Origin of the sequence: Streptomyces sp. NPDC005775 (genome assembly GCF_042871565.1) — a bacterium.
Taxonomy (GTDB): domain Bacteria; phylum Actinomycetota; class Actinomycetes; order Streptomycetales; family Streptomycetaceae; genus Streptomyces.
The window spans coordinates 439,585-464,422 of record NZ_JBIAIU010000004.1; the positions used below are offsets into that span (position 1 = coordinate 439,585).

Genomic DNA, 24,838 nt, shown 5'->3' on the forward strand with positions numbered 1-24,838 from the left:
TCGAAAAGATGTCCTCACACGCCGGACGGGCCGGGTGTGCCCGGCACCACCAGCCCCGCCTCGTACGCGAAGATCACCGCCTGGGCGCGGTCGCGCAGGTCCAGCTTGGCCAGCACCCGCCCGATGTGGGTCTTCACCGTCTGCTCCGCCAGCACCAGGTGGCCCGCGATCTCCTGGTTCGAGAGGCCTCGGGCTATCAGCTCCAGCACCTCCGTCTCGCGCGGGGTCAGCCCGTTCAGCCGCAGCGCGGGCCCGCTGCGGGTGGCCCCCGACGGCCTTTGCCGGGCGAAGTCCGCGATCAGGCGCCGCGTCACGGACGGAGCCAGCAGCGCGTCACCGGACGCCACCACCCGGACCGCCGAGATCAGGTCCGCCGGAGGGGCGTCCTTCAGCAGGAAGCCGGAGGCGCCGGCGCGCAGCGCCTCGTACACGTAGTCATCCACGTCGAAGGTGGTGAGCATCAGCACCTTCGGCACGTGCACCACGCCCACCGGCGGGTTCAGCAGCTCGCGGGCCGCCGCCAGCCCGTCCATCTCGGGCATGCGCACATCCATCAGGACCACGTCCGGATGGGTGTGCCGGCTGACCTCGACGCCCTGGCGGCCGTCCGGGGCCTCACCGACCACGTCGATGTCGGTCTGTGCCGCCAGCAGTGCCGCGAATCCCGCCCGCACCATGGCCTGGTCGTCGACGATGATCACACGGATGGTCACGAGTCCTCCGGATTCAGGGGCGGGGCGGAAGCGATGGCCGACGGTGGTGCGGCCGGTGGCAGGGGGAGCCGCGCGGCCACCCGGAAGCCGCCGTCCGGCAGCGGCCCGGTGTCCAGCGTTCCGCCGGTCAACCGTACGCGTTCGCGCATCCCGATCAGGCCGTGTCCCGTCCCCGTCGTCTCCACCGGCGTACGCGGGGCGCGCGACGAACCCGTGTGCTCCGGGGCGTCGTTGACGACCAGCACCGTCAGATGCTCACCGTCGGAACTGACCGACACCCGGGTCCGGGCCCCCGGCGCGTGCCGGACCACGTTCGCCAGGGCCTCCTGCACGATCCGGTACGCGGACAGGTCCACGGCCGGCGGGACGCCCGTCAGTCCGGCGGGCAGCGACAGTTCGGCCGGCAGCCCGGACCGTACCGTCGCCTCCACCAGCTGCTGCACCCGGTCGAGCCCCGGCTGCGGTGCCCGCTCACCTTCCGTGCCCTCGCTGCGCAGCACGACCAGCAGCCGCCGCATCTCCGTGAGGGACTCGCGCGCGCTCGCGGCGATCGCGTCGAACTCCTCGCGCGCCTCGTCCGACAGCCCCTCCAGCCGGTACGGGGCGGAGTCGGCCTGGACCGTGATCACCGACATGTGGTGCGCGACCACGTCGTGGAGCTCGCGGGCGATCCTGGTCCGCTCCTCCAGCAGCGTCCGCTGCGCCCGCTCGGCCTCGCTGATGGTCTCCTGCTCGGCGAGCCGGCGCTGGGCGTCGCCCCGCTCCCGTACCGTCGCGCCGACCACCAGCACCACGGCGCCGAGGATAAACACCAGGAGCGAGTTGTCGGTGCCGCGATGGGGGGAGACCAGGTACAGGACGAGCCCCGCGGCGCCGGTCGCCAGCCAGACGCCGACGAGGGTCTGCCGACGCTCGCGCAGGCCCAGCGCCAGGAGCAGGAAGAGGTAGCCGACGAGGCCGGGGGGAGTCCACGGCCAGGCGCCGTCCTGCCCGCCTTCCTGCCCGAGCAGCACGACCGCGCCCAGGATCTGGGCCGGGAAGATGATCCACCAGGCCTGCAACGGGCGGTGCGCCAGCATCAGCAGGGGCGCGGCCTGGGCGACGGCGAGCGCTCCGGCGACACCGCCGTTCAGGCCGTACTGGTGGGTCAGGACGGTGATCGTGACCGGGACGAAGATGGCGACGAGGGCCAGGACGGCGGCGTACGGCAGCAGCCGCTGCCACTGCTTCGGCGCGTCGGCCAGGAGTGGTGTCGGGGGATGCGAGGGGTGGGACAGCGCGTGACCGGTCTCGCGCAGATTGCGCAGGGCGGCGCTCAGCAGGCCGTCCGCCGGCGGGTGCGGGGGAGCGGGCGGCGGCGATGACGGGTGCGGGGAGGATGTGGGCATGGCCTGATCAGGGTAGGCAGCGAAGCCGCCCGTCGGCGTCATACCGGGGTTCCGGTTTCCGCCGCGGCCGTTCTCGTACCGAGGTATGACCCGCGCCCCGCTCGTGCTGAGGTGACAGCCCCCGCTTGGTACTGGGGTGACCGTCCTCGCCCATCCCCGTTACCGACCGTTACAGCTCGGCCAGCAGCTGGGCCTTCTTCGCGCTGAACTCCTCGTCCGTCACCAGACCCGCCTGGTGCAGCTCCCCGAGGTGGCGGATCCGCTCCGCGATGTCCGCCGGATCCCGCCGCCCCGCGCCCACCAGTGCGGCCACGACCGGTGTGGACTGTTTCCTGCGGACCGACTCCAGCACCGCCGCGGCGAAGGGCAGCGACTCGTGGACCGGGCCGTAGCCGAGGCCGAAGATCACCGCGGCCGGATCCTGATCCGCCCGGGCGGGGGGCTCGGCCATCGACTGGGCGTTCGGGGCGGTGCTCGTCAGCAGACCCGCACCCGGTCCGGCGGCTGCCGGACCGGTGGCCGGAGCCATGGACGCAGGCCCGCGCGGCACCAGCCGCAGATAGCCCTCGAAGGCCTCGGGCGAGCGCCATTCGACCCCGCTCAGTTCGGTGACCGGGAACGTCTGGTCCCCCGCCTTCCACTTCTCCGAGGAGGCGCCCGTCCAGAACCACCGGAAGGAGATCCTGTCCCCGTCGAAGCTGGCCCGGCCGTCGTACGCCTTGAAGCGCATCGGGGCCTCGGGCGCCGCGACCAGGAACCGGTCGGCGGGTTCGTCCGCCTCGGGGCCGAGCCGCGCGCGCAGCTCGTCCGCGTAGTACTCGGCGAGCGTCTCGCGTTCGGCGGGCAGGACCAGGCGGTACGGATCGCAGCCGTCCTTCAGCTGCCCGGCCGCCGCCTCCAGCAGTGGATCGGCACCGGGTCTGGGGACCGCACGCAGCACCACCGTGCCCCGCTTGCCCGGGGTCAGCGTCACCGACGACAGCGCCGCATGCGGGACGCGGCGCTCACGGAGGCTCTGGAGGAGCCTCGGCGTACGGATACCCCGTTCGAAGCGGATGAGCACGGAGTCGGTGTCGAACTCCCAGGTGGCACGAATTCCGGCCAGCACATCACCCATGTGCTTCATCGTATGCGGCACTTGCCCGCTCGTCCCCCCTCGGAGGCTCTCGCAATTCCTGGCCGGTCGCGGTTCTCTACGCGCGTCGGACCCGTTCGCGTCCTTCTTTACGCCCGTCAGGCCGTCCCATGGCCGGAAATCTGCTCGTGGCAGCCGCTGTCGGAACCGGCACAGGTCACGGAGGCGTAGGCGCCCGCACCGATCGCGGCGAAGTTGCCGAGGCTCTCGGTTCCCGGTTCGAAGTAGCCGCTGTGACCGATCGCGTCGCCCGCCGACGCGATCCGCGCGCCGAAGTCCGGATCGACCGGGTCGGCCCCGTGGCCGAGGCCGCCGAACTCCAGGTTCGGCACGTCCGCGATCCAGTCGTCGTGGTCCCGCATCGCCCACACGTTGGCCCGGGTGTGCAGCTGGCCCGCGTTGTCGACCCGCATGCCGGGGCTCCCCGCGACCGCGATGTCCGTCACCCGGCCGGGGAGCTCGTCCGCGGCGACGCCGCACAGGACGGAGCCGTAGCTGTGGCAGAACAACGAGACGGGTGCGGCACCCGGGAGCGACTTGACGAGTGCGTCGAGCCGGACCGCGCCGCGCTCGGCGAGGTTGCCCAGGGCCGCGTCCATGCCGATGCCGGCCGGTGCGGTGTAGTCCGCCCAGGCGATCACCGCGGTCCGCACGCCGGGATGCGCGGAGTGCTCGGCCGCGTACAGCGACTTCGCCATGCCGACGGGGGCGGCGTTCGTCTTGCTCCCGGTACGTTCCAGCGTCAGCAGGTTCGTGTCGACGCCCGGGACGACGACCGACACGCGCTCGGCGCGGTCGAGGTCGCCGAACACCTCGGCGGCGTGGCCGCGGCCCGACGGGTCGAACGAGAGGAAGTGACGGCCCTCGGCGAGCATCGAGCGGAAGCGCTCCACCCGGTGCTGCGCGTCGGCGCGGCCGTCGGGGGAGAGTCTCGGGTCGTGCACCCGCGTCTCCTCGGCCGTGTGCGCCTGGGTGAGCGCCAGCCGGTTGGCCTGGTACCGGAGGGCGACCGGGGCGCCGTTCAGGTTCCCCACCACGAGGGGGTACTCGCGGGCCAGGCCGGCCTGCTGCGTGTCCGTGAGCGCCGCGAAGAAGTGCGCCAGCTTGTACGGAGGCGCATCGGCCGCGGGGAGCGCGCGCCCCGCTATCGATCCCTTGGCCCAGGCGGCGAGGGCAACGGTGCGCGGCGCGTCGGACTGTTGGTGACGCACGGCGGTCCAACCGGTGGTCGCCAGCATCACGAACACGACCGCGATGGCGAGAAGAGCGCGCCAGGCGGTGAGCGTGGGGGAGGAGTCGAAGGAAGTCACTTCGGCACACATTAGGAGACGCGCATAAGGCGTCGTTAAGTGGGTGACACACATCACCCGCGCATGAGGAATGAAACGCCGATTTCCTCACGCTGCGTACGGCCTTGCGGCACGCTCCGCCGCGCCGGGAGTCACTGGAGTGCCGCATCGGGGCTTCCTGGCGCACCTGTTGTGATGTCGGTCATGCCGCACCCGTGAGGCGTGCGGCACACCACCTCGGTCGAGGTGCGCAGCGCCCGGTGCACACCACCTCAGTTGGGGTGCGCCGCGCCGGCCCGGTGCACTGGCCAGTCCTCGGCGAGGGCCGGCCCCAACTGGTCCAGATAGCTCTCGGTCAGCGTCCGCAGCGAGTCCATGCTGCCGTCGTAGCCCCGTCCCCAGAGCTGTCCGGTCACCCGCATCACCCCGCAGAACGCGGCGACGGCGACGCGCGGCCGGGGGTCCCGTGCCACGTCCAGGCCCTCGCGCTCGGCGATCAGCCCGGCGATCTGCTCCTCCATGGCGACGCCGCGCCGCATGTGGGCGGCGAGCAGGGAGGGGGTCGATTCGATCATCCGGTACGTCCGCAGGTGGAGTTCGACCGGGATGATGGCCTCGATCGCCTCTCCGATACTGTCCCAGGCGCACAGAACCGCGCGGCGCATGGCCTCGAAAGGAGCTTCGGTGGCGGGACGTTGACGCAGTTCGAGGATGAAGCGCGACTCCACCATGTCCTGGACGGCGAAGGCGACCGACTCCTTGCCCGCGAAGTAGCGGAAGAAGGTGCGCTGGGAGACCTCGACGGCGTCGGCGATCTCGTCGACGGTGGTCTCCTCGTAGCCCTGGGTGGTGAAGAGGTCGAGGGCGGTGCGGATCAGGGCGTCCCGGGTGCGTCGCTTCTTGCGTTCGCGCAGCCCGGCCGGCCGGCATGTGGCTCGCTGCCCGTCGCTCACTGAACTGGCCCTCTTTTCCCTGCTTTGTCCAGCTCAGCCTACCTGTGAGCTACGTGACAGTTACCGACTTGTGAATTGGTTTGTCAACTGTCAGCGACTGACACTAATCTCCGGGTATGACTAGTCAGACCACCGTCGAGAAGGCGTCGCGGCAACCCCAGGACCCCCTCGGCACCCCACCCGCCCAGGGTCTGCGCGGCCACCCCTGGCTGACGCTCTTCTCCGTGGCCATCGGCGTGATGATGGTCGCGCTCGACGGCACGATCGTCGCGATCGCCAACCCGGCGATCCAGAAGGACCTCGGCGCCTCGCTCGCCGACGTCCAGTGGATCACCAACGGCTACATGCTCGCGCTCGCCGTCTCCCTGATCACCGCGGGCAAGCTCGGTGACCGGTTCGGCCACCGGCAGACCTTCCTCATCGGCGTCATCGGCTTCGCCCTGGCGTCGGGAGCCATCGGCTTCTCCAGCAGCGTGGTCCTGGTGATCACGTTCCGCGTACTGCAGGGCCTCTTCGGCGCCCTGTTGATGCCGGCCGCGCTCGGTCTGCTGCGCGCCACCTTCCCGGCCGAGAAGCTGAACATGGCGATCGGCATCTGGGGCATGGTCATCGGCGCCTCGACCGCCGGCGGCCCGATCCTGGGCGGCGTGCTCGTCGAGCACGTCAGCTGGCAGTCCGTCTTCTTCATCAACGTGCCGGTCGGCGTGATCGCCCTCGTCATGGGTGTGATGATCCTCAAGGACCACCGCGCCGAGAACGCCCCGCGTTCCTTCGACATCGGCGGCATCGTGCTGCTGTCGAGCGCGATGTTCTGCCTGATCTGGGCGCTCATCAAGGGCGCGGAGTGGGGCTGGGGCGACCCCAAGACGATCGGCTTCCTGGTGGCCGCCGTCGCGCTGTTCGTCGGGTTCGCCCTCGTCCAGCAGCGCGTCAGGGAACCGCTGATCCCGCTGGCGATGTTCCGGTCCGTGCCGCTGTCCGCGGGCACGATCCTGATGGTGCTCATGGCCTTCGGCTTCATGGGCGGCCTGTTCTTCGTCACCTTCTACCTCCAGAACGTGCACGGTCTGAGCCCCGTCGACAGCGGTCTGCACCTGCTGCCGCTGACCGCGATGATGATCGTCGCCTCGCCGGTCGCGGGCGCCATGATCACCAAGTTCGGCCCTCGGGTTCCGCTCGTCGGCGGCATGGTGTGCACCGCGGTCGCGATGTTCGGCATGTCCCAGCTGACCGTCGGCACCGGCACCGTCACCATGTCGATCTGGTTCGCCCTGCTCGGCCTCGGTCTCGCGCCGGTCATGGTCGGCGCCACCGAGGTCATCGTGGGCAACGCCCCGATGGAGCTCTCCGGTGTCGCCGGCGGTCTCCAGCAGGCCGCCATGCAGGTCGGCGGCAGCCTCGGTACGGCGGTGCTGGGCGCGATCATGGCAGCCCGGGTCGACTCCGTGCTCCCCGGCAACTGGACGGAGGCGAAGCTTCCGCCCATGTCGCCCGAGCAGCTCGACCAGGCGTCCTCCGCCATCAAGGTCGGCATGCCGCCGGTCGCCGAGGGGACCCCGCCGGAGGTCGCCGGCAAGATCGTGAACGTCGCCCACGACACGTTCGTCTCGGGCATGAGCACGGCGTTCATGGTCGCCGGCATCGTCGCGGTGATCGCCGCACTGGTCGCCATGCTGACCAAGCGCGGCGAGAACGCCGAGGCCGGCGCCGGCGTCGGTCACATCTGACCGGCCCCAGCCGGCTCGTGGACGCCTCACGGCGTCAACACAGCACGCACGACAGCCCCGCCGGAACGTTCCGGCGGGGCTGTCGCCTATCAGGGTGGTCGCGCCCCCGGCCCCTTCCCGATCCGCTGCTCCGCAGCTCAGGGTGGACGAGGAAGATCCACATCAGCACGGGGGTTCATCACATGCGTACCACCATGGTCGCGGCCGCCCTGGCCGCCACCGCCCTGGTCCCGCAGGCACCGGTCCACGCCGCGCCCGGCGGGCTCGGGGACTGCCGGACCGGCCAGCTCTGCCTCTGGGCCCGGCCCGACTTCACCGGCGCCCGCCAGGTCCACGAGCTGTCCACCATCGACATCGAGAGCTGCGTGCCGCTCAAGGCCGGCGCCACCGTCCAGTCGCTGGCCAACCTGACGGGCCGGCCCGTCACCACCTACCAGTCGGCGGAGTGCGGCGAGACCGGCGAGTTCGAGACCTACCCGGGCGGCGGCACCTGGACCCCGCGCTCCCCGTACCAGGTACGGGCCTTCAAGATCTGGGAGAACTGACCCGCACACAGCAGCGCGGGGCGGCCGGACCCCTTCGGGCCCCGCCGCCCCGCGTCCGTGTCCCTACGCGTCGCCGCCGGCCGCGCCCGGGTCCGCCGAGGCCACGTCCAGCAGGTCGTAACGGTCGACCGCCGTCTTCAGCACCGAACGGTCCACCTTGCCGTCCTTCGCGAGCTCGGTGAGCACCGCCAGGACGATCGACTGCGCGTCGATGTGGAAGAACCGGCGGGCCGCACCACGCGTGTCCGCGAAGCCGAAACCGTCCGCGCCCAGCGACTGGTACGCACCGGGCACCCAGCGGGCGATCTGGTCCGGGACGGACCGCATCCAGTCGGAGACCGCCACGAACGGACCCTGAGCCCCGGACAGCTTGCGCGTCACGTACGGGACGCGCTGCTCCTCCTCCGGGTGCAGCAGGTTGTACCGCTCCACGTCCACGGCCTCGCGCCGCAGCTCGTTCCAGGACGTCGCCGACCAGACGTCCGCCCGCACGTTCCACTCCTCGGCGAGGATGCGCTGCGCCTCCACCGCCCAGGGGACCGCCACGCCGGACGCCATGATCTGGGCCGGGATCTCGCCCTTCTCGCCGCTGCTGTAGCGGTACACGCCCTTCAGGATGCCCTCGGCGTCCACGTCGGCGGGCTCGGCCGGGTGCTGGATCGGCTCGTTGTAGACGGTGAGGTAGTAGAAGACGTCCTCGTTCTCCTCGGGGGTCCCGCCGTACATCCTGCGCAGACCGTCCTCGACGATGTGCGCGATCTCGAACCCGAAGGCCGGGTCGTACGCGACACAGCCCGGGTTCGTCGACGCGAGCAGCTGCGAGTGCCCGTCCGCGTGCTGGAGGCCCTCACCGGTCAGCGTCGTACGGCCGGCCGTCGCGCCCAGCACGAAGCCGCGCGCGAGCTGGTCGGCCATCTGCCAGAACTGGTCACCCGTGCGCTGGAACCCGAACATCGAGTAGAAGACGTACACCGGGATCAGCGGCTCGCCGTGCGTGGCGTACGCCGAACCCGCGGCGATCAGCGAGGCCGTGCAGCCCGCCTCGGAGATGCCGTCGTGCAGCATCTGCCCGGTCGGCGACTCCTTGTACGCGAGCAGCAGATCGCGGTCCACCGACTCGTACTGCTGGCCGAGCGGGTTGTAGATCTTCGCGCTCGGGAAGAACGCGTCCATGCCGAAGGTGCGGTACTCGTCGGGCGCGATCAGCACGAAACGCTTGCCGATCTCCTTGTCCCGCATGAGTTCCTTCAGGATGCGGACGAACGCCATGGTCGTGGCGATCGACTGCTGGCCCGAACCCTTCTTCGCGGGTGCGTATGCCTTGTCCCCGGGCAGCTCCAGCGGCTTCGCCCGCACCACACGCGTCGGGACGTAACCGCCCAGACCCTTGCGGCGGTCGTGCATGTACTGGATCTCCTCCGAGTCACGGCCCGGGTGGTAGTACGGCGGGTTGCCGTCCTCCAGCTGGGCGTCCGCGATCGGGATGTGCAGCCGGTCCCGGAAGCGCTTGAGGTCCTCGGCTGTGAGCTTCTTCATCTGGTGGGTCGCGTTGCGCCCCTCGAAGTTCGGCCCCAGCGTCCAGCCCTTGACCGTCTGCGCCAGGATCACCGTCGGCTGGCCCTTGTGGGCCTTGGCCGCCGCGTACGCCGCGTAGACCTTCTTGTGGTCGTGACCGCCACGCCCGAGGTGCAGGATCTGCTGGTCGGACATGTCCTTGACCATCTCGCGCAGCCGCGGATCGTCACCGAAGAAGTGCTCACGGATGTACGCACCCGTTTCGGTGGCGTACGTCTGGAACTGGCCGTCCGGCGTCGTGTTCAGCTTGTTGACGAGGATGCCCGTGCGGTCCTGCGCCAGCAGCGGGTCCCAGGAGCGGTCCCAGACCAGCTTGATGACGTTCCACCCGGCGCCGCGGAACTGCGACTCCAGCTCCTGGATGACCTTGCCGTTGCCGCGCACCGGGCCGTCCAGGCGCTGCAGGTTGCAGTTGACGACGAAGGTCAGGTTGTCCAGGCCCTCGCGGGCGGCGATGGAGAGCTGGCCGAGCGACTCCGGCTCGTCCATCTCGCCGTCACCGAGGTACGCCCACACGTGCGAGTCGGAGGTGTCGGCGATGCCGCGCGCCTCCATGTAGCGGTTCATCCGCGCCTGGTAGATCGCGCCGAGCGGGCCGAGGCCCATCGACACGGTCGGGAACTCCCAGAAGTCCGGCATCAGCCGCGGGTGCGGATAGCTGGACAGGCCGTTCGGCGCCTTCGACTTCTCCTGGCGGAACGCGTCGAGCTGCGCCTCGCTCAGCCGGTCCAGCAGGAAGGCGCGGGCGTAGATCCCGGGGGAGGCGTGCCCCTGGAAGAAGATCTGGTCGCCGCCGCGGCCGTCGTCCTTGCCGCGGAAGAAGTGGTTGAAGCCCACGTCGTACAGCGAGGCGGAGGAGGCGAACGTGGCGATGTGACCGCCCACGCCGATCCCCGGACGCTGCGCGCGCGACACCATCACCGCCGCGTTCCAGCGGGTCGCGTTGAGGACCTTGCGCTCGATCTCCTCGTCGCCGGGGAAGAACGGTTCGTCCTTCGTGGCGATCGTGTTCACGTAGTCCGTGCTGCGCATCTCTGGCACGGCGACACGCTTCTCGCGCGCGCGCTCGATGAGCCGGAGCATGAGGTAGCGGGCCCGCTCACGGCCTCGCTCGTCGACGGCGGCGTCGAGGGAGTCGAGCCATTCCTGGGTCTCTTCGGGATCAAAATCCGGGACCTGACTCGGAAGGCCGCCAATGATGATCGGGTTGCGATCGGATCCGGAAGCCACGCTGTTCCTTCGCTGTTCGGTGCTGCTCTACGGGGCCTGGTCACGGGAGGCGTCCCCCCGGTGTGTCTGCGCGTACGCCATCCCATCGTGTACCGCGAGGGCGCAAACGTCATCTCTACCGCGAGGTAACCACCGGTGTTGCGAACCCGTGTCCCGGACGGGCGCACGAGCCGCGCCGGAGTGGGTATCCGACCGGTCGGGAGGCATCGGGCAGGATGGGTCGGGCCAAACCGCAACCATACGCCCAAGGGGTGCATACGTTGCCGAATGCTGTTCGAATCCGTTTGCCGGACCGATACCGCATAAGCTGTTCAAGGACGTAAAGGGTGTGGACGGCAGCGCCGGCTCCCGCGGAGGGCCCGCCGACAGTGCGGTGACGTGACAGGAAACGTCACCGTTTAGGCGGTCTCGTACGCTGGGTACTTGCGCGATCCGCCACTCCCGTGTGGACTACGGCCAACGCCCCGCGCACGCGCGTGGCTGCAGCATTTTCCGAAACATGATCAGGAGGCAACCCGTGAGCGCGACCGCGGACCACGCGGAGGAGCGAACCAACCCGGCAGCACGCCTGGGGTTCGAGCCCGGACAGGTGGTCCAGGAGATCGGCTACGACGACGACGTCGAGCTGGAGCTCCGTGAGGGCATTGAGGCCACTACCGGCCAGGAACTCGTCGATGAGGAGTACGACGACGTCGCAGACGTCGTCCTGCTCTGGTTCCGTGACGAGGACGGCGACCTTACGGACGCGCTGGTGGATGCCATTGGTCTGCTCGAGGACGGCGGTACGGTCTGGCTGATGACGCCGAAGACCGGCCGTGACGGATACGTCGAGCCGAGCGACATCAACGAGGCTGCCCAGACAGCCGGTCTCGCCCAGACCAAGAGCATCAGTGCGGGCAAGGACTGGACGGGCAGCCGTCTGGTCACGCCGAAGGCGGCCAGGACCAAGCGCTGAATCGCACTCCCCCCTTGAAGGCCCCCGACGGCGTCACGCCGTCCGGGGCCTTCGTACATTCCCCCGCGGGCACTCGCACGCCGCCGCACGTCAGCGGGAACCTTCCACGGGTGCCGCACGGCCGCCCGGCGCCTCTGCGTAGGGTGGGAGTCACCCGGACAGCCCAGCCCGGCGACGTAGCGAAGGGACGCGTTTCATGGCGATCGAGGTCGGCACCAAGGCCCCGGATTTCGAGCTGAAGGACAACCACGGCCGGACCGTGAAGCTCTCCGACTTCCGCGGTGAGAAGAACGTGGTGCTGCTGTTCTATCCGTTCGCCTTCACCGGCGTCTGCACGGGCGAGCTCTGCGCGCTCCGCGACGAGCTGCCCACCTTCGAGAACGACGACACCCAGCTGATCGCCGTCTCCAACGACTCCATCCACACCCTGCGCGTCTTCGCCGAGCAGGAGGGCCTCGAGTACCCGCTCGTCTCGGACTTCTGGCCGCACGGCGAGACCTCGCGCGCGTACGGCGTCTTCGACGAGGACAAGGGCTGCGCGGTGCGCGGAACCTTCATCATCGACAAGGAGGGCGTGGTGCGCTGGACGGTCGTCAACGGCCTGCCCGACGCGCGCGACCTCAACGAGTACATCAAGGCGCTCGGCGCCCTCTGATCCGGAATCGGGTGGATCTCGGGGCGACCCCCGGCCAAAAGCCTGTTTTGGCCGGGAACCGGTCACTAGGATCCACTCGTTGATCGGATGCCAACACGACGTGGAGGCGCCGGCACCGGCCGGCCCCCAAAGAAACCAATGGGAGGACTCGTGGGAGTCAGCCTCAGCAAGGGCGGCAACGTCTCGCTGACCAAGGCCGCGCCCAACCTGACCGCGGTCATCGTGGGTCTGGGCTGGGACGCTCGTACCACCACCGGCGGAGACTTCGACCTCGACGCCAGCGCCCTGTTGACGAACGCCGAGGGCAAGGTCGGCAACGACGGCAACTTCGTCTTCTTCAACAACCTCAAGAGCCCCGACGGATCCGTCGAGCACACCGGTGACAACCTCACCGGTGAGGGCGAGGGCGACGACGAGGTCGTCAAGGTCAACCTGGCCGGCGTCCCGGCCGACGTCGACAAGATCGTCTTCCCGGTCTCGATCTACGAGGCCGAGTCCCGCCAGCAGAGCTTCGGCCAGGTGCGCAACGCGTACATCCGCGTGGTCAACCAGGCGGACAACACCGAGCTCGCGCGTTACGACCTCAGTGAGGACGCCTCGACGGAGACCGCCATGGTCTTCGGCGAGCTGTACCGCAACGGTGCGGAGTGGAAGTTCCGCGCCATCGGGCAGGGCTACGCCTCGGGTCTGCGCGGCATCGCGCAGGACTTCGGCGTCAACGTCTAGCAAGCTGTCCGGGGCCGCGGCCCCGGACAGGCCTTCAGCATGTCCCGTCCGGCGCCGCACCCTGTGCGGCGCCGGACGCGCTCAGCAGACGGATCCACCGCTTCACCGCTTCAAGGGTTCATCAACGGTTCATCGACTCGGGGAGGACACACCATGGGCGTCACGCTCGCCAAGGGAGGCAATGTCTCCCTCTCCAAGGCCGCACCCAATCTCACCCAGGTGCTCATCGGCCTCGGCTGGGACGCACGATCCACGACGGGGGCGGACTTCGACCTCGACGCCAGCGCCCTGCTGTGCCAGTCGGGCCGGGTGCTCGGCGACGAATGGTTCGTGTTCTACAACAACCTCACGAGCCCCGACGGCTCCGTCGAGCACACCGGTGACAACCTCACGGGTGAGGGTGAAGGCGACGACGAGTCGGTCATCGTGAACCTCAACGAGGTGCCGGCCCATTGCGACAAGATCGTTTTTCCGGTCTCCATCCATGAGGCCGACAATCGCGGGCAGACGTTCGGCCAGGTCAGTAATGCTTTCATCCGCGTGGTCAACCAGGCCGACGGCCAGGAACTCGCGCGTTACGACCTCAGCGAGGACGCCTCCACGGAGACCGCGATGATCTTCGGTGAGCTCTACCGCTACAACGGCGAGTGGAAGTTCCGTGCAGTGGGGCAGGGGTACGCGTCGGGGCTGCGGGGCATCGCTCTAGACTTCGGGGTCAACGTTTCGTAAAGCCGCGCACGGCGCGGGGGAGCCCCGTGCTCTTCGGGGGAGACCCGTTACATACATGATGGGGTAGCCAGTGGTTCTGAAAACCTTCGGCTGGTCGTTCGCGATTACCGCGATCGGTCTGGTCGCAGCGTGGTTCTACGGGGGGTGGGAAGCCTTCGGAGTGGTGGCGATCCTTTCCGTCCTGGAGATCTCGCTGTCCTTCGACAACGCGGTGATCAACGCCGGAATCCTGAAGAAGATGAGTGCCTTCTGGCAGAAGATCTTCCTCACGGTGGGTGTGCTCATCGCGGTCTTCGGTATGCGGCTGGTGTTCCCCGTCGTGATCGTGGCCATCACCGCCAAGCTGGGACCGATCGAGGCAATCGATCTTTCCTTCAACGACCCGGACCGATACAAGGAACTGGTCACCGACGCCCACCCGGCGATCGCCGCGTTCGGTGGCATGTTCCTGCTCATGATCTTCCTCGACTTCATCTTCGAGGAGCGTGACATCCAGTGGCTGCGCTGGATCGAGCGCCCGCTCGCCAAGCTCGGCAAGGTCGACATGCTGTCGGTCTGCATCGCGCTGATCGTCCTGCTGATCTCCGCCCTGACGTTCGCCGGCTCGGCGCACCAGCACGGCGGCGGACACGCGGACAAGGCCGAGACGGTCATGCTCGCGGGTATCGCGGGTCTGATCACGTACCTCATCGTCGGTGGTCTCTCCGGCTTCTTCGAGAACAAGCTCGAGGAGGAGGAGGAACGCGAACACGAGGCCGAGGAAGAGGCCAAGCGGTCGGGCAAGAAGATCTCCGCGGTCGCCCTCTCCGGCAAGGCCGCGTTCTTCATGTTCCTCTACCTGGAAGTGCTCGACGCGTCCTTCTCGTTCGACGGCGTCATCGGCGCCTTCGCGATCACCAACGAGATCGTGCTGATGGCCCTGGGTCTCGGTATCGGCGCCATGTACGTCCGTTCGCTCACGGTCTACCTGGTCCGCCAGGGCACCCTGGATGACTACGTCTACCTGGAGCACGGCGCGCACTACGCGATCGGCGCCCTGGCCGTCATCCTGCTCGTCACGATCCAGTACGAGATCCACGAGCTCATCACCGGTTCCGTCGGCATCATCCTGATCGGCTGGTCCTTCTGGTCCTCGGTCCGGCGCAACAAGGCGATCGAGGCCGCGGGAGGCGAAGGCAGTACGGAAGTCTCCGCCGGGGTGTGACCCGGTAGGGATTGAGGAACGCTCTCTGCGGGGCGGCTCGTACGGCAACGGCTTCGGGGAACACCCGGAGCCGGCCCGGAGCCGCCCCGCAGCGGTGCGTGCGTCGCACGTGCCGCGTGCGACCGGTGGGGCCGAGATGTGTGGGGGTTCGGGATGGCGTTCTGGGACAGCCTGTGGCCGGGGCGGGAAGCACAGTTCGAGTCGGGGAGCGCGGCCACCAATTCCATCGTGCTCTCCCGGCGGCACGCCACGGTCTCGCTGACCAAGCAGGGCGCGTTGACCGGCAATCTCCGGGTCAACCTGTCCTGGCAGATGCGTACGTCCGACATCGAGGGCCGGTCACGGCAGAGTGGCCGGCTGCTGCGACCGCTGAAGCTCTTCCAGCCCGATGTGGTCCAGGCGCACACCCAGGGCGTGGCCAACGTCGACCTGGACCTGGGGTGCATGTACGAGCTGGCGGACGGCAGCAAGGGCGTGGTGCAGCCGCTCGGCAGTCTGCTCGGTGATCTGAACGGTCCGCCGTACATCAAACTCAGCGGCGACGACCGCTTCGGTTCGGCGTCCGGGGAGACCGTCTACGTCAATCTCGATCAGCGCGACCAGATCAAGCGGATGCTGTTCTTCGTCTACATCTACGACCAGACCCCGGCCTTCGACCGCACGCACGCGAAGGTGACGCTCTACCCGGGCAACGGGCCGCGCATCGAGATCGATCTGGAGGAACGGGCCCCGCAGGCCCGCTCGTGTGCCGTCTTCACGCTGGAGAACGTCAAGGGCGAGCTGATCGTGCGGCGCGAGGTCAAGTTCGTGTACGGCTTCCAGTCGGAGCTGGACCGGCTGTACGGGTACGGCATGCAGTGGGGACGCGGCTACAAGACGCGCGCGTAGGGCGCGTGTCGGCAGACCCGCCCGCCCGTGTCGAGATGTGCCGGGTCAGGGCCGTATGAACTGCGGCCCCTGCGGCGGCAGGACGAAGTTCGGGTCGGGCGCGTGCGCTGCCGCGGCGGCGGGCTGCGGATAGCCGTACGCGGGCTGTGCGGACGCCGGCTGGGGGTAGCCGTAGGCGGCGGCCGGGGCGGGCGCCGCGGGGACCGCAGCGGGCTGCGGATAGCCGTACGCGGGCTGCTGGTGCTGGACCGTGGCCTGGGCGTCGGGGTCGGGCACCGGCGCGGGCGGGAACGCGGGGGCGGGCGGCGTCGGGCCGGGCTCGGCGGCGGCCTCCGACTCGTCCACCGAGATGCCGAAGGCGGTCGCGAGACCGATGAGGCCGGTCGGGTACCCCTGCCCCACGGCCCGGAATTTCCAGCCATCGCCGCGCCGGTACAGCTCGCCGCAGATGATCGCGGTTTCCTGGCCCGTCTCCGGCCGCACGTCGAAGACGGCGAGCGGCTCGCCGCCGGCCACCGCGGCGTCGTACAGCAGGATGCGCAGATCGCGCACGTGCTCGAAAGCGGCCCCGTCGGAGGACGCGGCGACGACGACCTGGTCGACCGAGGGGTCGAGTGCGTTCAGGTCGGCCTCGATGGTGTCCGTCAGGCCCTCGGGAAGGCTTCGCTTCGGCAGTCGTCGTACCAGGCCGGAGGGGTGGCGGGGCTGGTTGTAGAAGACGAAGTCCTCGTCGGAGCGCACGCGGCCGCCCGAGCCGAGCAGCAGGGCCGAGGCGTCCACGTCGGGGACCCCGGCGCCCGGGGTCCAGCGCAGCACGGCCCGTACGGCCATGGCGTCGAGGGGGACGTTCGAGCCTTTCACCATCGCGTGCGTCATGCCGGTCATCCTGCCTGCTGGCTGCCCGTGCGGACAACGCGGGGGTCGCAAGCCGTGTGTCGCGGGAATGTCGGAACGAGCCCCTCCGCGCCCTTCGGAAGCAGCGCTAAATGGACGAGTTACCCGGAATTCAAGTGCGCAGGGAACTGCCGACACCCGTCCGTACGTACTATTACCGGCCACACGTTGTCCGGCCGACCAAGTAGTACAGGGGGAATCGCATGCGTCATTTCGGGCATATCGCACCAGCCGCGAGGGGCGATCTGTTCTTCCGGGAACCGTGCGACTTCGACGCCGACTCACCGGCCCCCGTCCTCGCGGTCGCCCTGGGCGCCACGCTCTACAGCCCCGCCACCCGGCCCCGGCTCGCCGACGACGTCATCAAACAGGCGCGTCGCGGAGTCGTCTCCATGGTGTTGTGCCTGGAGGATTCGATCGACGACTCCGAGGTGCCGGCCGCCGAGGAGAACCTGGTCAGGCAGTTCGCCGACCTCGCGGGACGTGGCGACGAGCTGCCGCTGCTCTTCATCCGCGTCCGCGAACCGCACCAGATCACCGACCTCGCGCGCCGGCTCGGCGCATCCGTCCAACTGTTGTCCGGTTTTGTACTTCCCAAGTTCACGCAAGAGCGTGGCGTCCCGTTCATGGAAGCGCTCACCAAGGCCGAGTCCGCCGCCGGCCGGCGGCTCTTCGCCATGCCCGTGCTCGAATCCCCCGAGCTGCTGCACCTGGAGACGCGCCAGGAGTCGCTCCGGAAGATCGCCGACACCGTCGACACCTACCGCGACCGGGTGCTCGCGCTGCGGCTCGGCGTCACCGACTTCTGCTCGGCCTACGGACTGCGCCGCGCGCCCGACATGACGGCGTACGACGTCCGGATCGTCAGCAACGTGATCGCCGACGTGGTCAACGTGCTGGGCCGGGCGGACGGGACGGGCTTCACGATCACCGGGCCCGTCTGGGAGTACTTCAGGCTCCAGGAGCGCATGTTCAAGCCACAGCTGCGCCGCAGCCCCTTCCTGGCGGGCCGGGTGGAGGAACTGCGTACGGCCCTGATCGAGCACGACCTGGACGGACTGCTGCGGGAGATCGAGCTCGACCGGGCCAACGGCCTGCTCGGCAAGACCTGCATCCACCCGTCTCACGTCGCCCCCGTGCACGCACTGTCCGTGGTCAGCCACGAGGAGTTCAGCGACGCGCAGGACATCGCGCGGCCGGACCGGGACGGCGGCGGGGTGCTGCGCTCGTCGTACACGAACAAGATGAACGAGGTGAAGCCGCACCGCGCCTGGGCGGAACGCACGCTGCGCAGGGCCGAGGTCTTCGGCGTGGCGAAGGCGGACGTCGGCTTCGTGGACCTGCTGGCGGCGAGCCTCGCGGAGTGAGCGGTGCGCCCGCGAGCGCGGGCGCGGGCGCGTGATGCTTGAACGTACGGGCCCCGGCGAACGGGGTGCGCGTGATGCTTGACGGGCGGGCCCCGGTTTACGGGTGCGCGTGATGCTTGATGGACGGGCCCCGGCGAACGGGGTGCGTGACGGGCCAACGGAAGGAAACGGCGAACGTGGTGTGGTCGGGTAGTTGGGTCGCGGAGCGGCTGGGCGTCGAGCTGGCGGGCGACGGGGAGCTCCGTGAGCTGCTGGGCCTCGCCCTGCGGCGCAACCCCAAGCGGGCGCATCTGCTCGTGTCCAACGTCCTCGGCAAGCACGTGCCGCAGCGCCCCTCGGTCGTGTACGGCGCCGGTGTCGAACTCGGTCGCCGGGTGCGCAAGCTGCTCGGCGAGAGCGGGGCGCGGCACGCGGTCGTGCTCGGCTACGCGGAGACGGCCACCGGCCTGGGGCACGCCGTCGCCGACGGCCTCGGATCGGCGCCCTACCTCCACTCGACGCGACGCCCCGTCGAGGGCGTGGCGTCGGCGGGCGGCTTCGAGGAGTCGCATTCGCACGCCACCTCGCACCTGCTGCTGCCGGAGGACCCGGACCTGCTGTCGGGGGGCGCGGACAACTCCAGGGACGCGGCCCTCGTGCTCGTGGACGACGAGTTCTCCACCGGCAACACCGTGCTCAACACCATCCGCGCCCTGCACGAGCGCTACCCCCGCAAGCGGTACGTCATCGTGGCCCTCGTCGACATGCGCTCACCGGCCGACCAGGGGCGGCTCGCGGAGTTCGCCGAGGAGATCGGCGCCCGGGTCGACCTGGTGGCGAGGAACGCGGGCACGGTCCGCCTTCCGGAAGGTGTCCTGGAGAAGGGGCAGGCCCTGGTCGCCGAGCAGGAGGCGGCCCAGGCGGCCGCGGAGCCCCGTGCGCAGGAGACCGGGGGAGCGGCCGACCCGCGGCGCGCCCTTCCCCGCCCCCACACCCGGATCGACCTCCGGTGGCCCGCCGGAGTGCCCGACGGCGGCCGGCACGGCTTCACCCCCGCACACCGCGCCCTCCTGGAACCAGCGCTCCCCGCCATGGCGGACCGCATCGCTCAGGCGCTGGGCGAGCAGCCGCGCCGCGTCCTGGTCCTCGGCTTCGAGGAGCTGATGTACGCGCCCCTGCGCCTCGGCACCGCCCTGGAGGAACGCATCGGCGCCGAGGTCCGCTACTCGACCACGACCCGCTCCCCGGTCCTCGCCGTGGACGACCCCGGCTACGCGATACGCACCCGGCTGGTCTTCCCCGCCCACGACGCCCCGGCCGACGGCCCGGGCGACCGCTACGCGTACAACGTCGCGGGCGGCGACTTCGACGCCGTCGTCCTCGTCGTCGACTCCACCGCCGACACCGACGTCCTGCACGGCCAGCGCGGCCTGGTCCGGCAGCTCGCCCAGCACACCGGGCACGTGCTGCTGGCGGTCGTCCCCTCGTACGTACCGCCCGGGGCCACCGCCGCCGAGCCGTCACCCTCGTACGCCCCCCACCGGCCCCACCCGCAGGAAGAGCCCTCCATGCTGCCCGAGCCCCTCCGCGGCCCCGCCTTCTCCTCCTACGCGCCGGACGAGGTCGGCTGGCTGCTCCAGGACCTGTCGGACACCCCGCTGGAGGCCCCGACCGAGGAGCGCGAGGAGGCGATACAGAGCGGTGGCGCGCACTACGCCGAGTCGCTGCCGGTCGAGTACCAGCCGTCCGAGGAGTACCAGGACCTGTTCAAGGCGGCCCTGGACCTGTCGGCCGCCCGCATCGCCCGCGCCGTCGGCACGGTCACCGAGACGGTCCTCGCCGAGCGCGGCCCCCGCCCCGTGCTCGTCTCGCTCGCCCGGGCCGGCACCCCCGTCGGCGTACTGATGCGCCGCTGGGCGCGCCTGCGGCACGGTGCCGACCTGCCGCACTACGCCGTCTCGATCGTGCGCGGCCGCGGCATCGACGCCAACGCGCTGCGCTGGCTGGCCGCCCACCACAACCCGGCCGACGTCGTCTTCGTCGACGGCTGGACCGGCAAGGGCGCCATCACCCGCGAACTGGCCGCCGCGATCGCCGGGTTCGAGGCCTCCGACGGGACAGAGGGCTTCAACCCGGAGATCGCCGTCCTGGCCGACCCGGGCGGCTGCGTCCGCACCTACGGCACCCGCGAGGACTTCCTGATCCCCTCGGCCTGCCTCAACTCCACCGTGTCCGGGCTGATCTCCCGTACGGTCCTGCGCGCCGACCTCGTCGGACCCGACGACTTCCACGGCGCGAAGTTCTACCGGGAGCTCGCCGGATCCGACGTCTCCGGCCACTTCCTCGACACCGTCACCGACCGGTTCGGCGACGTCGCCACCGCCGTGGACGCCGAGGTCAAGGAACTGCTCGTCGCCGACCGCGCCCCGACGTGGGAGGGCTGGGCCGCGGTGGAGCGCATCAGCGAGGAATACGGCATCCACGACGTGAACCTGGTCAAGCCGGGCGTCGGCGAGACCACCCGCGTCCTGCTGCGCCGCGTCCCCTGGAAGATCCTCGCCAAGCGCGGCGCCGGCGCCGACCTCGAACACATCAGGCTGCTCGCCCAGCAGCGCGGCGTCCCGGTCGAGGAGGTCGACGAACTCCCGTACACCTGCGTCGGGCTGATCCACCCGAAGTACACGCGCGGGGCCACCGGCGCGGACGGCAAGGCGGTGGAGACCAAGTGAGCACCCCCCGGAAACAGACGGCCGGCAGCCTCGTCCCCGCCTCCCGGACGCTGGTCGCCAGCGACCTCGACCGCACCCTCATCTACTCCGCGGCGGCTCTCAACCTCTTGATGCCGGACGCCGATGCTCCCCGCCTCCTCTGCGTCGAGGTGTACGACAAGAAGCCCCTCTCGTACGTCACGGAGGCGGCCGCGGCCCTGCTGGAGGAGCTGACCCGCTCCCCGTCCACGGTCTTCGTACCGACGACGACCCGCACCCGCGAGCAGTACCACCGCATCCATCTCCCGGGCCCCGCCGCCCGGTTCGCGATCTGCGCCAACGGCGGGCACATCCTGGTGGACGGCGTCTCCGACCGCGACTGGCGGCGCACCGTGGCCGGCAGGCTGGCCGAGGAGTGCGCCTCGCTCGACGAGGTCCGCGCCCACCTCGTCTCCGCCGCCGACCCCGCCTGGCTGCTCAAGGAACGGGTGGCCGAGGACCTCTTCGCCTACCTCGTCGTCGACCGGGCCCTGCTGCCGGCCGACTGGACGAAGGAACTCGCCGCATGGGCGGAGCCGCGCGGCTGGACCGTCTCGCTCCAGGGCCGCAAGATCTACGCCGTACCGCGCCCGCTCACCAAGAGCGCGGCCATGCGCGAGGTCGCCCGCCGCACCGGCGCCACGCTCACCCTGGCCGCCGGTGACTCCCTCCTCGACGCCGACCTGCTGCTCGCCGCCGACCGGGGATGGCGCCCCGGCCACGGTGAACTGGCCGACGCGGGCTGGAGCGCCCCGCACGTGGAGGCGACCGCGGAGAACGGGGTGGCCGCGGGCGAGGAGATCCTGCGACGCTTCCTCGACGCGACGGACCCGCGTCGGGCGGCCTGAGCCGAGGGCGGCCCGCGACGACCGCGGGCCGCCCCTCGACGCGCCGCCGAAATCGCTCGAACCGGCCCCGCCCGGCGACTAAAGTCACCGCGTCCGCCCGTCGGCGGAGCACTCGGGCGAGCGGGGAGCGGCGCGATGACCAAGGGCAACGAAACCAAGATCACGGACGAGCTGTACGCGTACATGCTGGCGCACAACCCGCCCCTGGACGAGGTGCAGCGCGAACTCGTGGAGACCACGTACGCCAGGCTTCCCGACCACGCCGGCATGCAGTCGGCCGAGGAGCAGGGACCGCTGCTCGCCTTCCTCGTACGGCTCACCGGGGCCCGGCACATCGTGGAGGTCGGGACCTTCACCGGGTTCTCCGCCCTGGCGATGGCCCAGGCACTGCCCGCCGGCGGACGGCTGATCGCGTGCGACGTCTCGGAGGAGTGGACCGCCTACGGCAGGGAGGCCTGGACGAAGGCAGGCGTCGCCGACCGGATCGACCTGCGGATCGCACCGGCCCTCGACACCCTGCGGGCCATGCCCGCGGAGCCGCACATCGACTTCGCCTACCTGGACGCGGACAAGGGGAACTACATCGCGTACTGGGAGGAACTGGTGCCCCGGATGCGCCAGGGCGGCCTCATCACCACGGACAACGTGCTCTTCCACGGCGGCGTGACGGACCCGCGGGCGACCGGCGGAGCGGCGGCCATCCAGGAGTTCAACAACCACGTGTCCGCCGACCCCAGGATGGACAGCGTGATGCTCACGGTGTCGGACGGACTGACGCTGTCCCGCAAGCGTTAGCAGCAGCCTTGCGGGCGCCGGGCGCGCCGGGATCGGGGGCCGGGGATCGGGGCCTTGTCGGCTCAGCCGCAGCATCCCCCACCGCAGCAGCCCCCGCCGCCGCCACCGGCCGAGGGGGCGGGAGCGGAACCGGCCGAGCCGCCCACGGCGACGGCGGAGAGGAGCTTCACGGTGTCCTCGTGCCCGGCGGGGCAGGAGGCGGGGGCCGAGGACTCGGCCATCGGACGGCTGAGCTCGAAGGTGTCTCCGCAGGAGCGGCAGCGGTACTCGTAACGAGGCATGCCCCCAGGCTAGCGGCCGGGCCGCGCGACGGGCATCTCCCCGATCGTCCGCCGCCGCGCGAGCCGCTCCTCACGCTCGACCTCTTCGGGATGGCGCGCCCGCCAGTAGGGGTTGTCATGGGGGAGCCCGCCGCTGACCCGTCCGTACATCCCGAAGAACATCAGCATCAGCCCGACGACGAAGCTGAAGAGCACGTTCTGGATCTGGAACGCGAGGAAGTTGAGCCCGGTGTCCAGCAGGGCGAGATTGACGAAGCCGCTGACGATGAAGGCGATGCCCAGCACCATGTTGAGCGTCGAGGCGATGTTGCCGCCGATGACCATCCCGATGAACAGCAGCAGCCCGACACAGATCGACAGGACGCTGAGCGCGCCGTTGGTGCTGAGGCCCGCGACGGTGTCTCCGCCGGTGTCGAAGAAGCCGACCTTGTCGATCAGCCCGAGGACGCCGAAGACGAGCAGCACCAGCCCCATCACGCCGGCGCCGATCCGGTAGACGCGGCTGAGGCGGTGGTCCACGGGCAGATGCTCATCCAGCAGGCGCGCCTTGCGGTGTGCGGCGGTCCGTCGGGCGCGACCCGAAGGGGTTGGCAGTACATGTGTGGCCATGGGGCCTCCTTCACGTACCACCAGGATCCCGCCGTACCGGGGCCTCCGCACGTCAGGGGCACGCCCCGCCCGCGCCGGCCATCACGGCCCGGCGCCGGTCATCAAGGACCCGCGCCGGTCATCAAAGACCCGACCGGTCATCAAGGACCCGAGCCGGTCATCAAGGACCCGCGCCGGCGCCGCGCTCCTCACGGATCTCGGAGACGACGCGTGCGGCGGTCTGCCGTACGCCCTCCGTCACGGTCAGGAAGTGCCAGTAGTCGGGATGGCGCCCGTCGAGTGCGGTGACGGCCTGGTCGAGCCGGGCCACCGCGTCGTCGAGCGGCTGGGCGTGGCGCGGCTCGGGTGTGTGGCGCCCGGCCATGGCGAGGCGCTGGGCGTCGCGGATCGCGAACCGGGTGCGCTGGATCTCCTGCTGCGGGTCCTTGGCGACGGCGTCCAGTCGCCGCAACCGGTCACCCGCCGCGGATACCGCCTCGTCCGTGGCGTTGAGCAGGGCCCGTACCGTACTCAGCCGCGAGGTGGCGTCCGCCCAGCGCTGCTCGTCACGCGCCTTCGCGGCCTCCTTGAGCTTCTCCTCGGCCTGGCGCACATTGACGGCCGCCTGCTCGGGAACCGGCTGGAGATCCTGCCAGCAGGCCGCCGAGAAACGTCGCCGCAGCTCGCTGAGCACGGGCTCGACGGAGGCCGACCGGGTCGTCAGCGCCTGGGCCCGCGTACGCAGCGTCACCAGGCGCTTGTCGATCTCCGCAGCCCGCTCGGGCAACTGCGCCGCCTCGGCACGGACGGCCTCGGCATCGCGCAGCACCTGATCGGCGCGCTGGAGGGTCTCGGGGACGCCGTGGCGGCCGGCGCCCTGGTTGAGCTTCGTCAGCTCGGGGGCGAGGGCGGCGAGCCGCGCGGCGAGATCGTCCGCCCGCAGTCCGGACGCCCGCACCGCATCGAGAGCATTGCTCGCGGAAAGGAGCGCCTGTCGCGCCCGCTCCACGGCGGGTGCGAGCCGGGCGAGCTGCGTCTCGGCGGTCCCCAGCAGCGGGCCGAGCCCGGCCGCGAACCGGTCCAGCTCGCCCTTGACACGTACGAGCTCGTCCTTGGCGGAGGAAAGCTCGGCCTTGGCCCGGGAGGCGACCGCGGGCTCGAGATCATCCCGGTCGAGGTCGTGCGCGTCGACGGCCGTGATGTAGGTGTTGCTGGCCTCGTCGATGCGCCGCCCCAGAGCGGCGAAGTCATCGACGACCTTCCGGGCGGCCGGGGAACTGTCCACGGCCGTGATGGTCTCGATGGAGATCTGCAGATCGCGCTGGGCGGTGTCGAGCTCGTAGAAGGCCTCGGCGGCGGCGTCCTTCGCGGCCTGGGCCTCGGCCCGCTGCCCTTCCCCGCGCCCGCCGAACCAGCGCCGCGTACCACCCCCGGCGAAAGCGGCGGGCACAGCCGCGGCGAGCAACGGCACGGGCAGCAGCATCAGCAGAAGAACATCACGCACGCCACGACCGCGACCGGGTCCGCCGCGACTGCCGCGGCCGTACCGGCTGACGGAGACATCACTGACGGCGGAACTCCCACCCGCTCTCGCCTGCGGCTTCGCGTGTGTCGCCGTCACATCCCT

Annotated in this window: 22 protein-coding genes; 12 read left to right on the top strand and 10 right to left on the bottom strand. The window is 70.3% G+C overall.

The window, feature by feature from the left end:
- Window positions 1–14: 14 nt before the first annotated feature.
- The 5 genes from ACFYPA_RS12370 to ACFYPA_RS12390 all read right to left on the bottom strand — a co-directional run bounded on the left by ACFYPA_RS12370 (window position 15) and on the right by ACFYPA_RS12390 (window position 5,478).
- Window positions 15–713: a response regulator transcription factor gene (locus ACFYPA_RS12370; RefSeq protein WP_359081507.1), complete on the bottom strand. Its 699-nt coding sequence runs from the start codon at window positions 711–713 to the stop codon at window positions 15–17.
- The gene (locus tag ACFYPA_RS12375; RefSeq protein WP_359350957.1) at window positions 710–2,101 is read right to left on the bottom strand and encodes a sensor histidine kinase; all 1,392 of its coding nucleotides are present in this window, start codon (window positions 2,099–2,101) and stop codon (window positions 710–712) included. The genes ACFYPA_RS12370 and ACFYPA_RS12375 overlap by 4 nt, the downstream gene beginning before the upstream one ends.
- A 169-nt stretch (window positions 2,102–2,270) precedes the next feature.
- Complete coding sequence (locus ACFYPA_RS12380; protein WP_389131422.1) at window positions 2,271–3,218, bottom strand: DUF4429 domain-containing protein; 948 nt, start codon at window positions 3,216–3,218, stop codon at window positions 2,271–2,273.
- Window positions 3,219–3,334: 116 nt separating this feature from the next.
- The gene (locus ACFYPA_RS12385) at window positions 3,335–4,546 is read right to left on the bottom strand and encodes an alpha/beta hydrolase (protein WP_359081501.1); all 1,212 of its coding nucleotides are present in this window, start codon (window positions 4,544–4,546) and stop codon (window positions 3,335–3,337) included.
- Window positions 4,547–4,797: 251 nt separating this feature from the next.
- Window positions 4,798–5,478, bottom strand: coding sequence for a TetR family transcriptional regulator (locus tag ACFYPA_RS12390; protein WP_359081499.1), 681 nt, complete (start codon window positions 5,476–5,478; stop codon window positions 4,798–4,800).
- Window positions 5,479–5,717: 239 nt separating this feature from the next.
- Here ACFYPA_RS12390 and ACFYPA_RS12395 point away from each other — a divergent pair, with 239 nt between their 5' ends.
- Window positions 5,718–7,205, top strand: a complete 1,488-nt coding sequence (locus ACFYPA_RS12395) for an MFS transporter (RefSeq protein WP_389131728.1) — start codon at window positions 5,718–5,720, stop codon at window positions 7,203–7,205.
- A gap of 182 nt (window positions 7,206–7,387) precedes the next feature.
- Window positions 7,388–7,750, top strand: a complete 363-nt coding sequence (locus ACFYPA_RS12400) for a peptidase inhibitor family I36 protein (protein WP_359081495.1) — start codon at window positions 7,388–7,390, stop codon at window positions 7,748–7,750.
- Window positions 7,751–7,813: 63 nt separating this feature from the next.
- Here the strand turns inward: ACFYPA_RS12400 and aceE are convergent, their stop codons facing one another.
- On the bottom strand, window positions 7,814–10,555 hold the full coding sequence (aceE, locus tag ACFYPA_RS12405) for a pyruvate dehydrogenase (acetyl-transferring), homodimeric type (RefSeq protein ID WP_359081493.1): 2,742 nt from the start codon (window positions 10,553–10,555) through the stop codon (window positions 7,814–7,816).
- Window positions 10,556–11,072: 517 nt separating this feature from the next.
- On the opposite strand from aceE, the gene ACFYPA_RS12410 reads away from it, so the two are divergent.
- The 6 genes from ACFYPA_RS12410 to ACFYPA_RS12435 all read left to right on the top strand — a co-directional run bounded on the left by ACFYPA_RS12410 (window position 11,073) and on the right by ACFYPA_RS12435 (window position 15,712).
- Complete coding sequence (locus ACFYPA_RS12410) at window positions 11,073–11,510, top strand: DUF3052 domain-containing protein (protein ID WP_359081491.1); 438 nt, start codon at window positions 11,073–11,075, stop codon at window positions 11,508–11,510.
- 196 nt (window positions 11,511–11,706) lie between these two features.
- Window positions 11,707–12,165: a peroxiredoxin gene (locus ACFYPA_RS12415; RefSeq protein ID WP_148017458.1), complete on the top strand. Its 459-nt coding sequence runs from the start codon at window positions 11,707–11,709 to the stop codon at window positions 12,163–12,165.
- Between the two features lie 150 nt (window positions 12,166–12,315).
- Window positions 12,316–12,891, top strand: coding sequence for a TerD family protein (locus ACFYPA_RS12420; protein WP_266930369.1), 576 nt, complete (start codon window positions 12,316–12,318; stop codon window positions 12,889–12,891).
- A 153-nt stretch (window positions 12,892–13,044) separates the two neighbouring features.
- Window positions 13,045–13,620, top strand: a complete 576-nt coding sequence (locus ACFYPA_RS12425; protein ID WP_148017459.1) for a TerD family protein — start codon at window positions 13,045–13,047, stop codon at window positions 13,618–13,620.
- 70 nt (window positions 13,621–13,690) lie between these two features.
- Window positions 13,691–14,824: a DUF475 domain-containing protein gene (locus tag ACFYPA_RS12430; protein WP_359081488.1), complete on the top strand. Its 1,134-nt coding sequence runs from the start codon at window positions 13,691–13,693 to the stop codon at window positions 14,822–14,824.
- A 153-nt stretch (window positions 14,825–14,977) separates the two neighbouring features.
- Window positions 14,978–15,712, top strand: coding sequence for a Tellurium resistance (locus tag ACFYPA_RS12435; protein ID WP_359081487.1), 735 nt, complete (start codon window positions 14,978–14,980; stop codon window positions 15,710–15,712).
- A 45-nt stretch (window positions 15,713–15,757) separates the two neighbouring features.
- On the opposite strand, the gene ACFYPA_RS12440 is transcribed toward ACFYPA_RS12435, so the two are convergent.
- Window positions 15,758–16,588 (bottom strand): TerD family protein, encoded by an 831-nt coding sequence (locus ACFYPA_RS12440; RefSeq protein ID WP_359081486.1) that lies wholly within the window; start codon window positions 16,586–16,588, stop codon window positions 15,758–15,760.
- Between the two features lie 221 nt (window positions 16,589–16,809).
- Here ACFYPA_RS12440 and ACFYPA_RS12445 point away from each other — a divergent pair, with 221 nt between their 5' ends.
- The 4 genes from ACFYPA_RS12445 (at window position 16,810) to ACFYPA_RS12460 (ending at window position 22,342) form a co-directional block, all read left to right on the top strand.
- Window positions 16,810–17,973, top strand: a complete 1,164-nt coding sequence (locus tag ACFYPA_RS12445) for an HpcH/HpaI aldolase/citrate lyase family protein (protein WP_359081484.1) — start codon at window positions 16,810–16,812, stop codon at window positions 17,971–17,973.
- Window positions 17,974–18,092: 119 nt separating this feature from the next.
- The gene (locus tag ACFYPA_RS12450) at window positions 18,093–20,681 is read left to right on the top strand and encodes a phosphoribosyltransferase (protein ID WP_359317505.1); all 2,589 of its coding nucleotides are present in this window, start codon (window positions 18,093–18,095) and stop codon (window positions 20,679–20,681) included.
- On the top strand, window positions 20,678–21,547 hold the full coding sequence (locus ACFYPA_RS12455) for an HAD family hydrolase (protein WP_359317503.1): 870 nt from the start codon (window positions 20,678–20,680) through the stop codon (window positions 21,545–21,547). Before ACFYPA_RS12450 ends, ACFYPA_RS12455 begins: the two co-directional genes overlap by 4 nt.
- Before the next feature lie 135 nt (window positions 21,548–21,682).
- On the top strand, window positions 21,683–22,342 hold the full coding sequence (locus ACFYPA_RS12460) for a class I SAM-dependent methyltransferase (RefSeq protein ID WP_359317500.1): 660 nt from the start codon (window positions 21,683–21,685) through the stop codon (window positions 22,340–22,342).
- Between the two features lie 62 nt (window positions 22,343–22,404).
- Here ACFYPA_RS12460 and ACFYPA_RS12465 read toward each other — a convergent pair whose 3' ends face one another.
- The 3 genes from ACFYPA_RS12465 to ACFYPA_RS12475 all read right to left on the bottom strand — a co-directional run bounded on the left by ACFYPA_RS12465 (window position 22,405) and on the right by ACFYPA_RS12475 (window position 24,832).
- Window positions 22,405–22,623 carry a zinc ribbon domain-containing protein gene (locus tag ACFYPA_RS12465; RefSeq protein WP_326735985.1) on the bottom strand — a complete coding sequence of 73 codons (219 nt, stop codon included), beginning with the start codon at window positions 22,621–22,623 and terminating at the stop codon, window positions 22,405–22,407.
- A 9-nt stretch (window positions 22,624–22,632) separates the two neighbouring features.
- Window positions 22,633–23,232, bottom strand: a complete 600-nt coding sequence (locus ACFYPA_RS12470; RefSeq protein WP_359081476.1) for a DUF4383 domain-containing protein — start codon at window positions 23,230–23,232, stop codon at window positions 22,633–22,635.
- A gap of 160 nt (window positions 23,233–23,392) precedes the next feature.
- Window positions 23,393–24,832: a hypothetical protein gene (locus tag ACFYPA_RS12475; RefSeq protein WP_389131431.1), complete on the bottom strand. Its 1,440-nt coding sequence runs from the start codon at window positions 24,830–24,832 to the stop codon at window positions 23,393–23,395.
- Between the last annotated feature and the right edge of the window lie 6 nt (window positions 24,833–24,838).

What these genes read in the sequence shown, in the direction of transcription:
- ACFYPA_RS12395 (WP_389131728.1), top strand. Translation starts at nt 5,718, where the DNA reads ATGATGGTCGCGCTCGACGGCACGATCGTCGCGATCGCCAACCCGGCG.
- ACFYPA_RS12415 (WP_148017458.1), top strand. Translation starts at nt 11,707, where the DNA reads ATGGCGATCGAGGTCGGCACCAAGGCCCCGGATTTCGAGCTGAAGGAC.
- ACFYPA_RS12425 (WP_148017459.1), top strand. Translation starts at nt 13,045, where the DNA reads ATGGGCGTCACGCTCGCCAAGGGAGGCAATGTCTCCCTCTCCAAGGCC.
- ACFYPA_RS12380 (WP_389131422.1), bottom strand. Translation starts at nt 3,218, where the DNA reads ATGGGTGATGTGCTGGCCGGAATTCGTGCCACCTGGGAGTTCGACACC.
- ACFYPA_RS12435 (WP_359081487.1), top strand. Translation starts at nt 14,978, where the DNA reads ATGGCGTTCTGGGACAGCCTGTGGCCGGGGCGGGAAGCACAGTTCGAG.
- ACFYPA_RS12465 (WP_326735985.1), bottom strand. Translation starts at nt 22,623, where the DNA reads ATGCCTCGTTACGAGTACCGCTGCCGCTCCTGCGGAGACACCTTCGAG.
- ACFYPA_RS12450 (WP_359317505.1), top strand. Translation starts at nt 18,093, where the DNA reads ATGGACGGGCCCCGGCGAACGGGGTGCGTGACGGGCCAACGGAAGGAA.
- ACFYPA_RS12440 (WP_359081486.1), bottom strand. Translation starts at nt 16,588, where the DNA reads ATGACGCACGCGATGGTGAAAGGCTCGAACGTCCCCCTCGACGCCATG.
- ACFYPA_RS12445 (WP_359081484.1), top strand. Translation starts at nt 16,810, where the DNA reads ATGCGTCATTTCGGGCATATCGCACCAGCCGCGAGGGGCGATCTGTTC.
- ACFYPA_RS12400 (WP_359081495.1), top strand. Translation starts at nt 7,388, where the DNA reads ATGCGTACCACCATGGTCGCGGCCGCCCTGGCCGCCACCGCCCTGGTC.
- ACFYPA_RS12470 (WP_359081476.1), bottom strand. Translation starts at nt 23,232, where the DNA reads ATGGCCACACATGTACTGCCAACCCCTTCGGGTCGCGCCCGACGGACC.
- ACFYPA_RS12375 (WP_359350957.1), bottom strand. Translation starts at nt 2,101, where the DNA reads ATGCCCACATCCTCCCCGCACCCGTCATCGCCGCCGCCCGCTCCCCCG.
- ACFYPA_RS12460 (WP_359317500.1), top strand. Translation starts at nt 21,683, where the DNA reads ATGACCAAGGGCAACGAAACCAAGATCACGGACGAGCTGTACGCGTAC.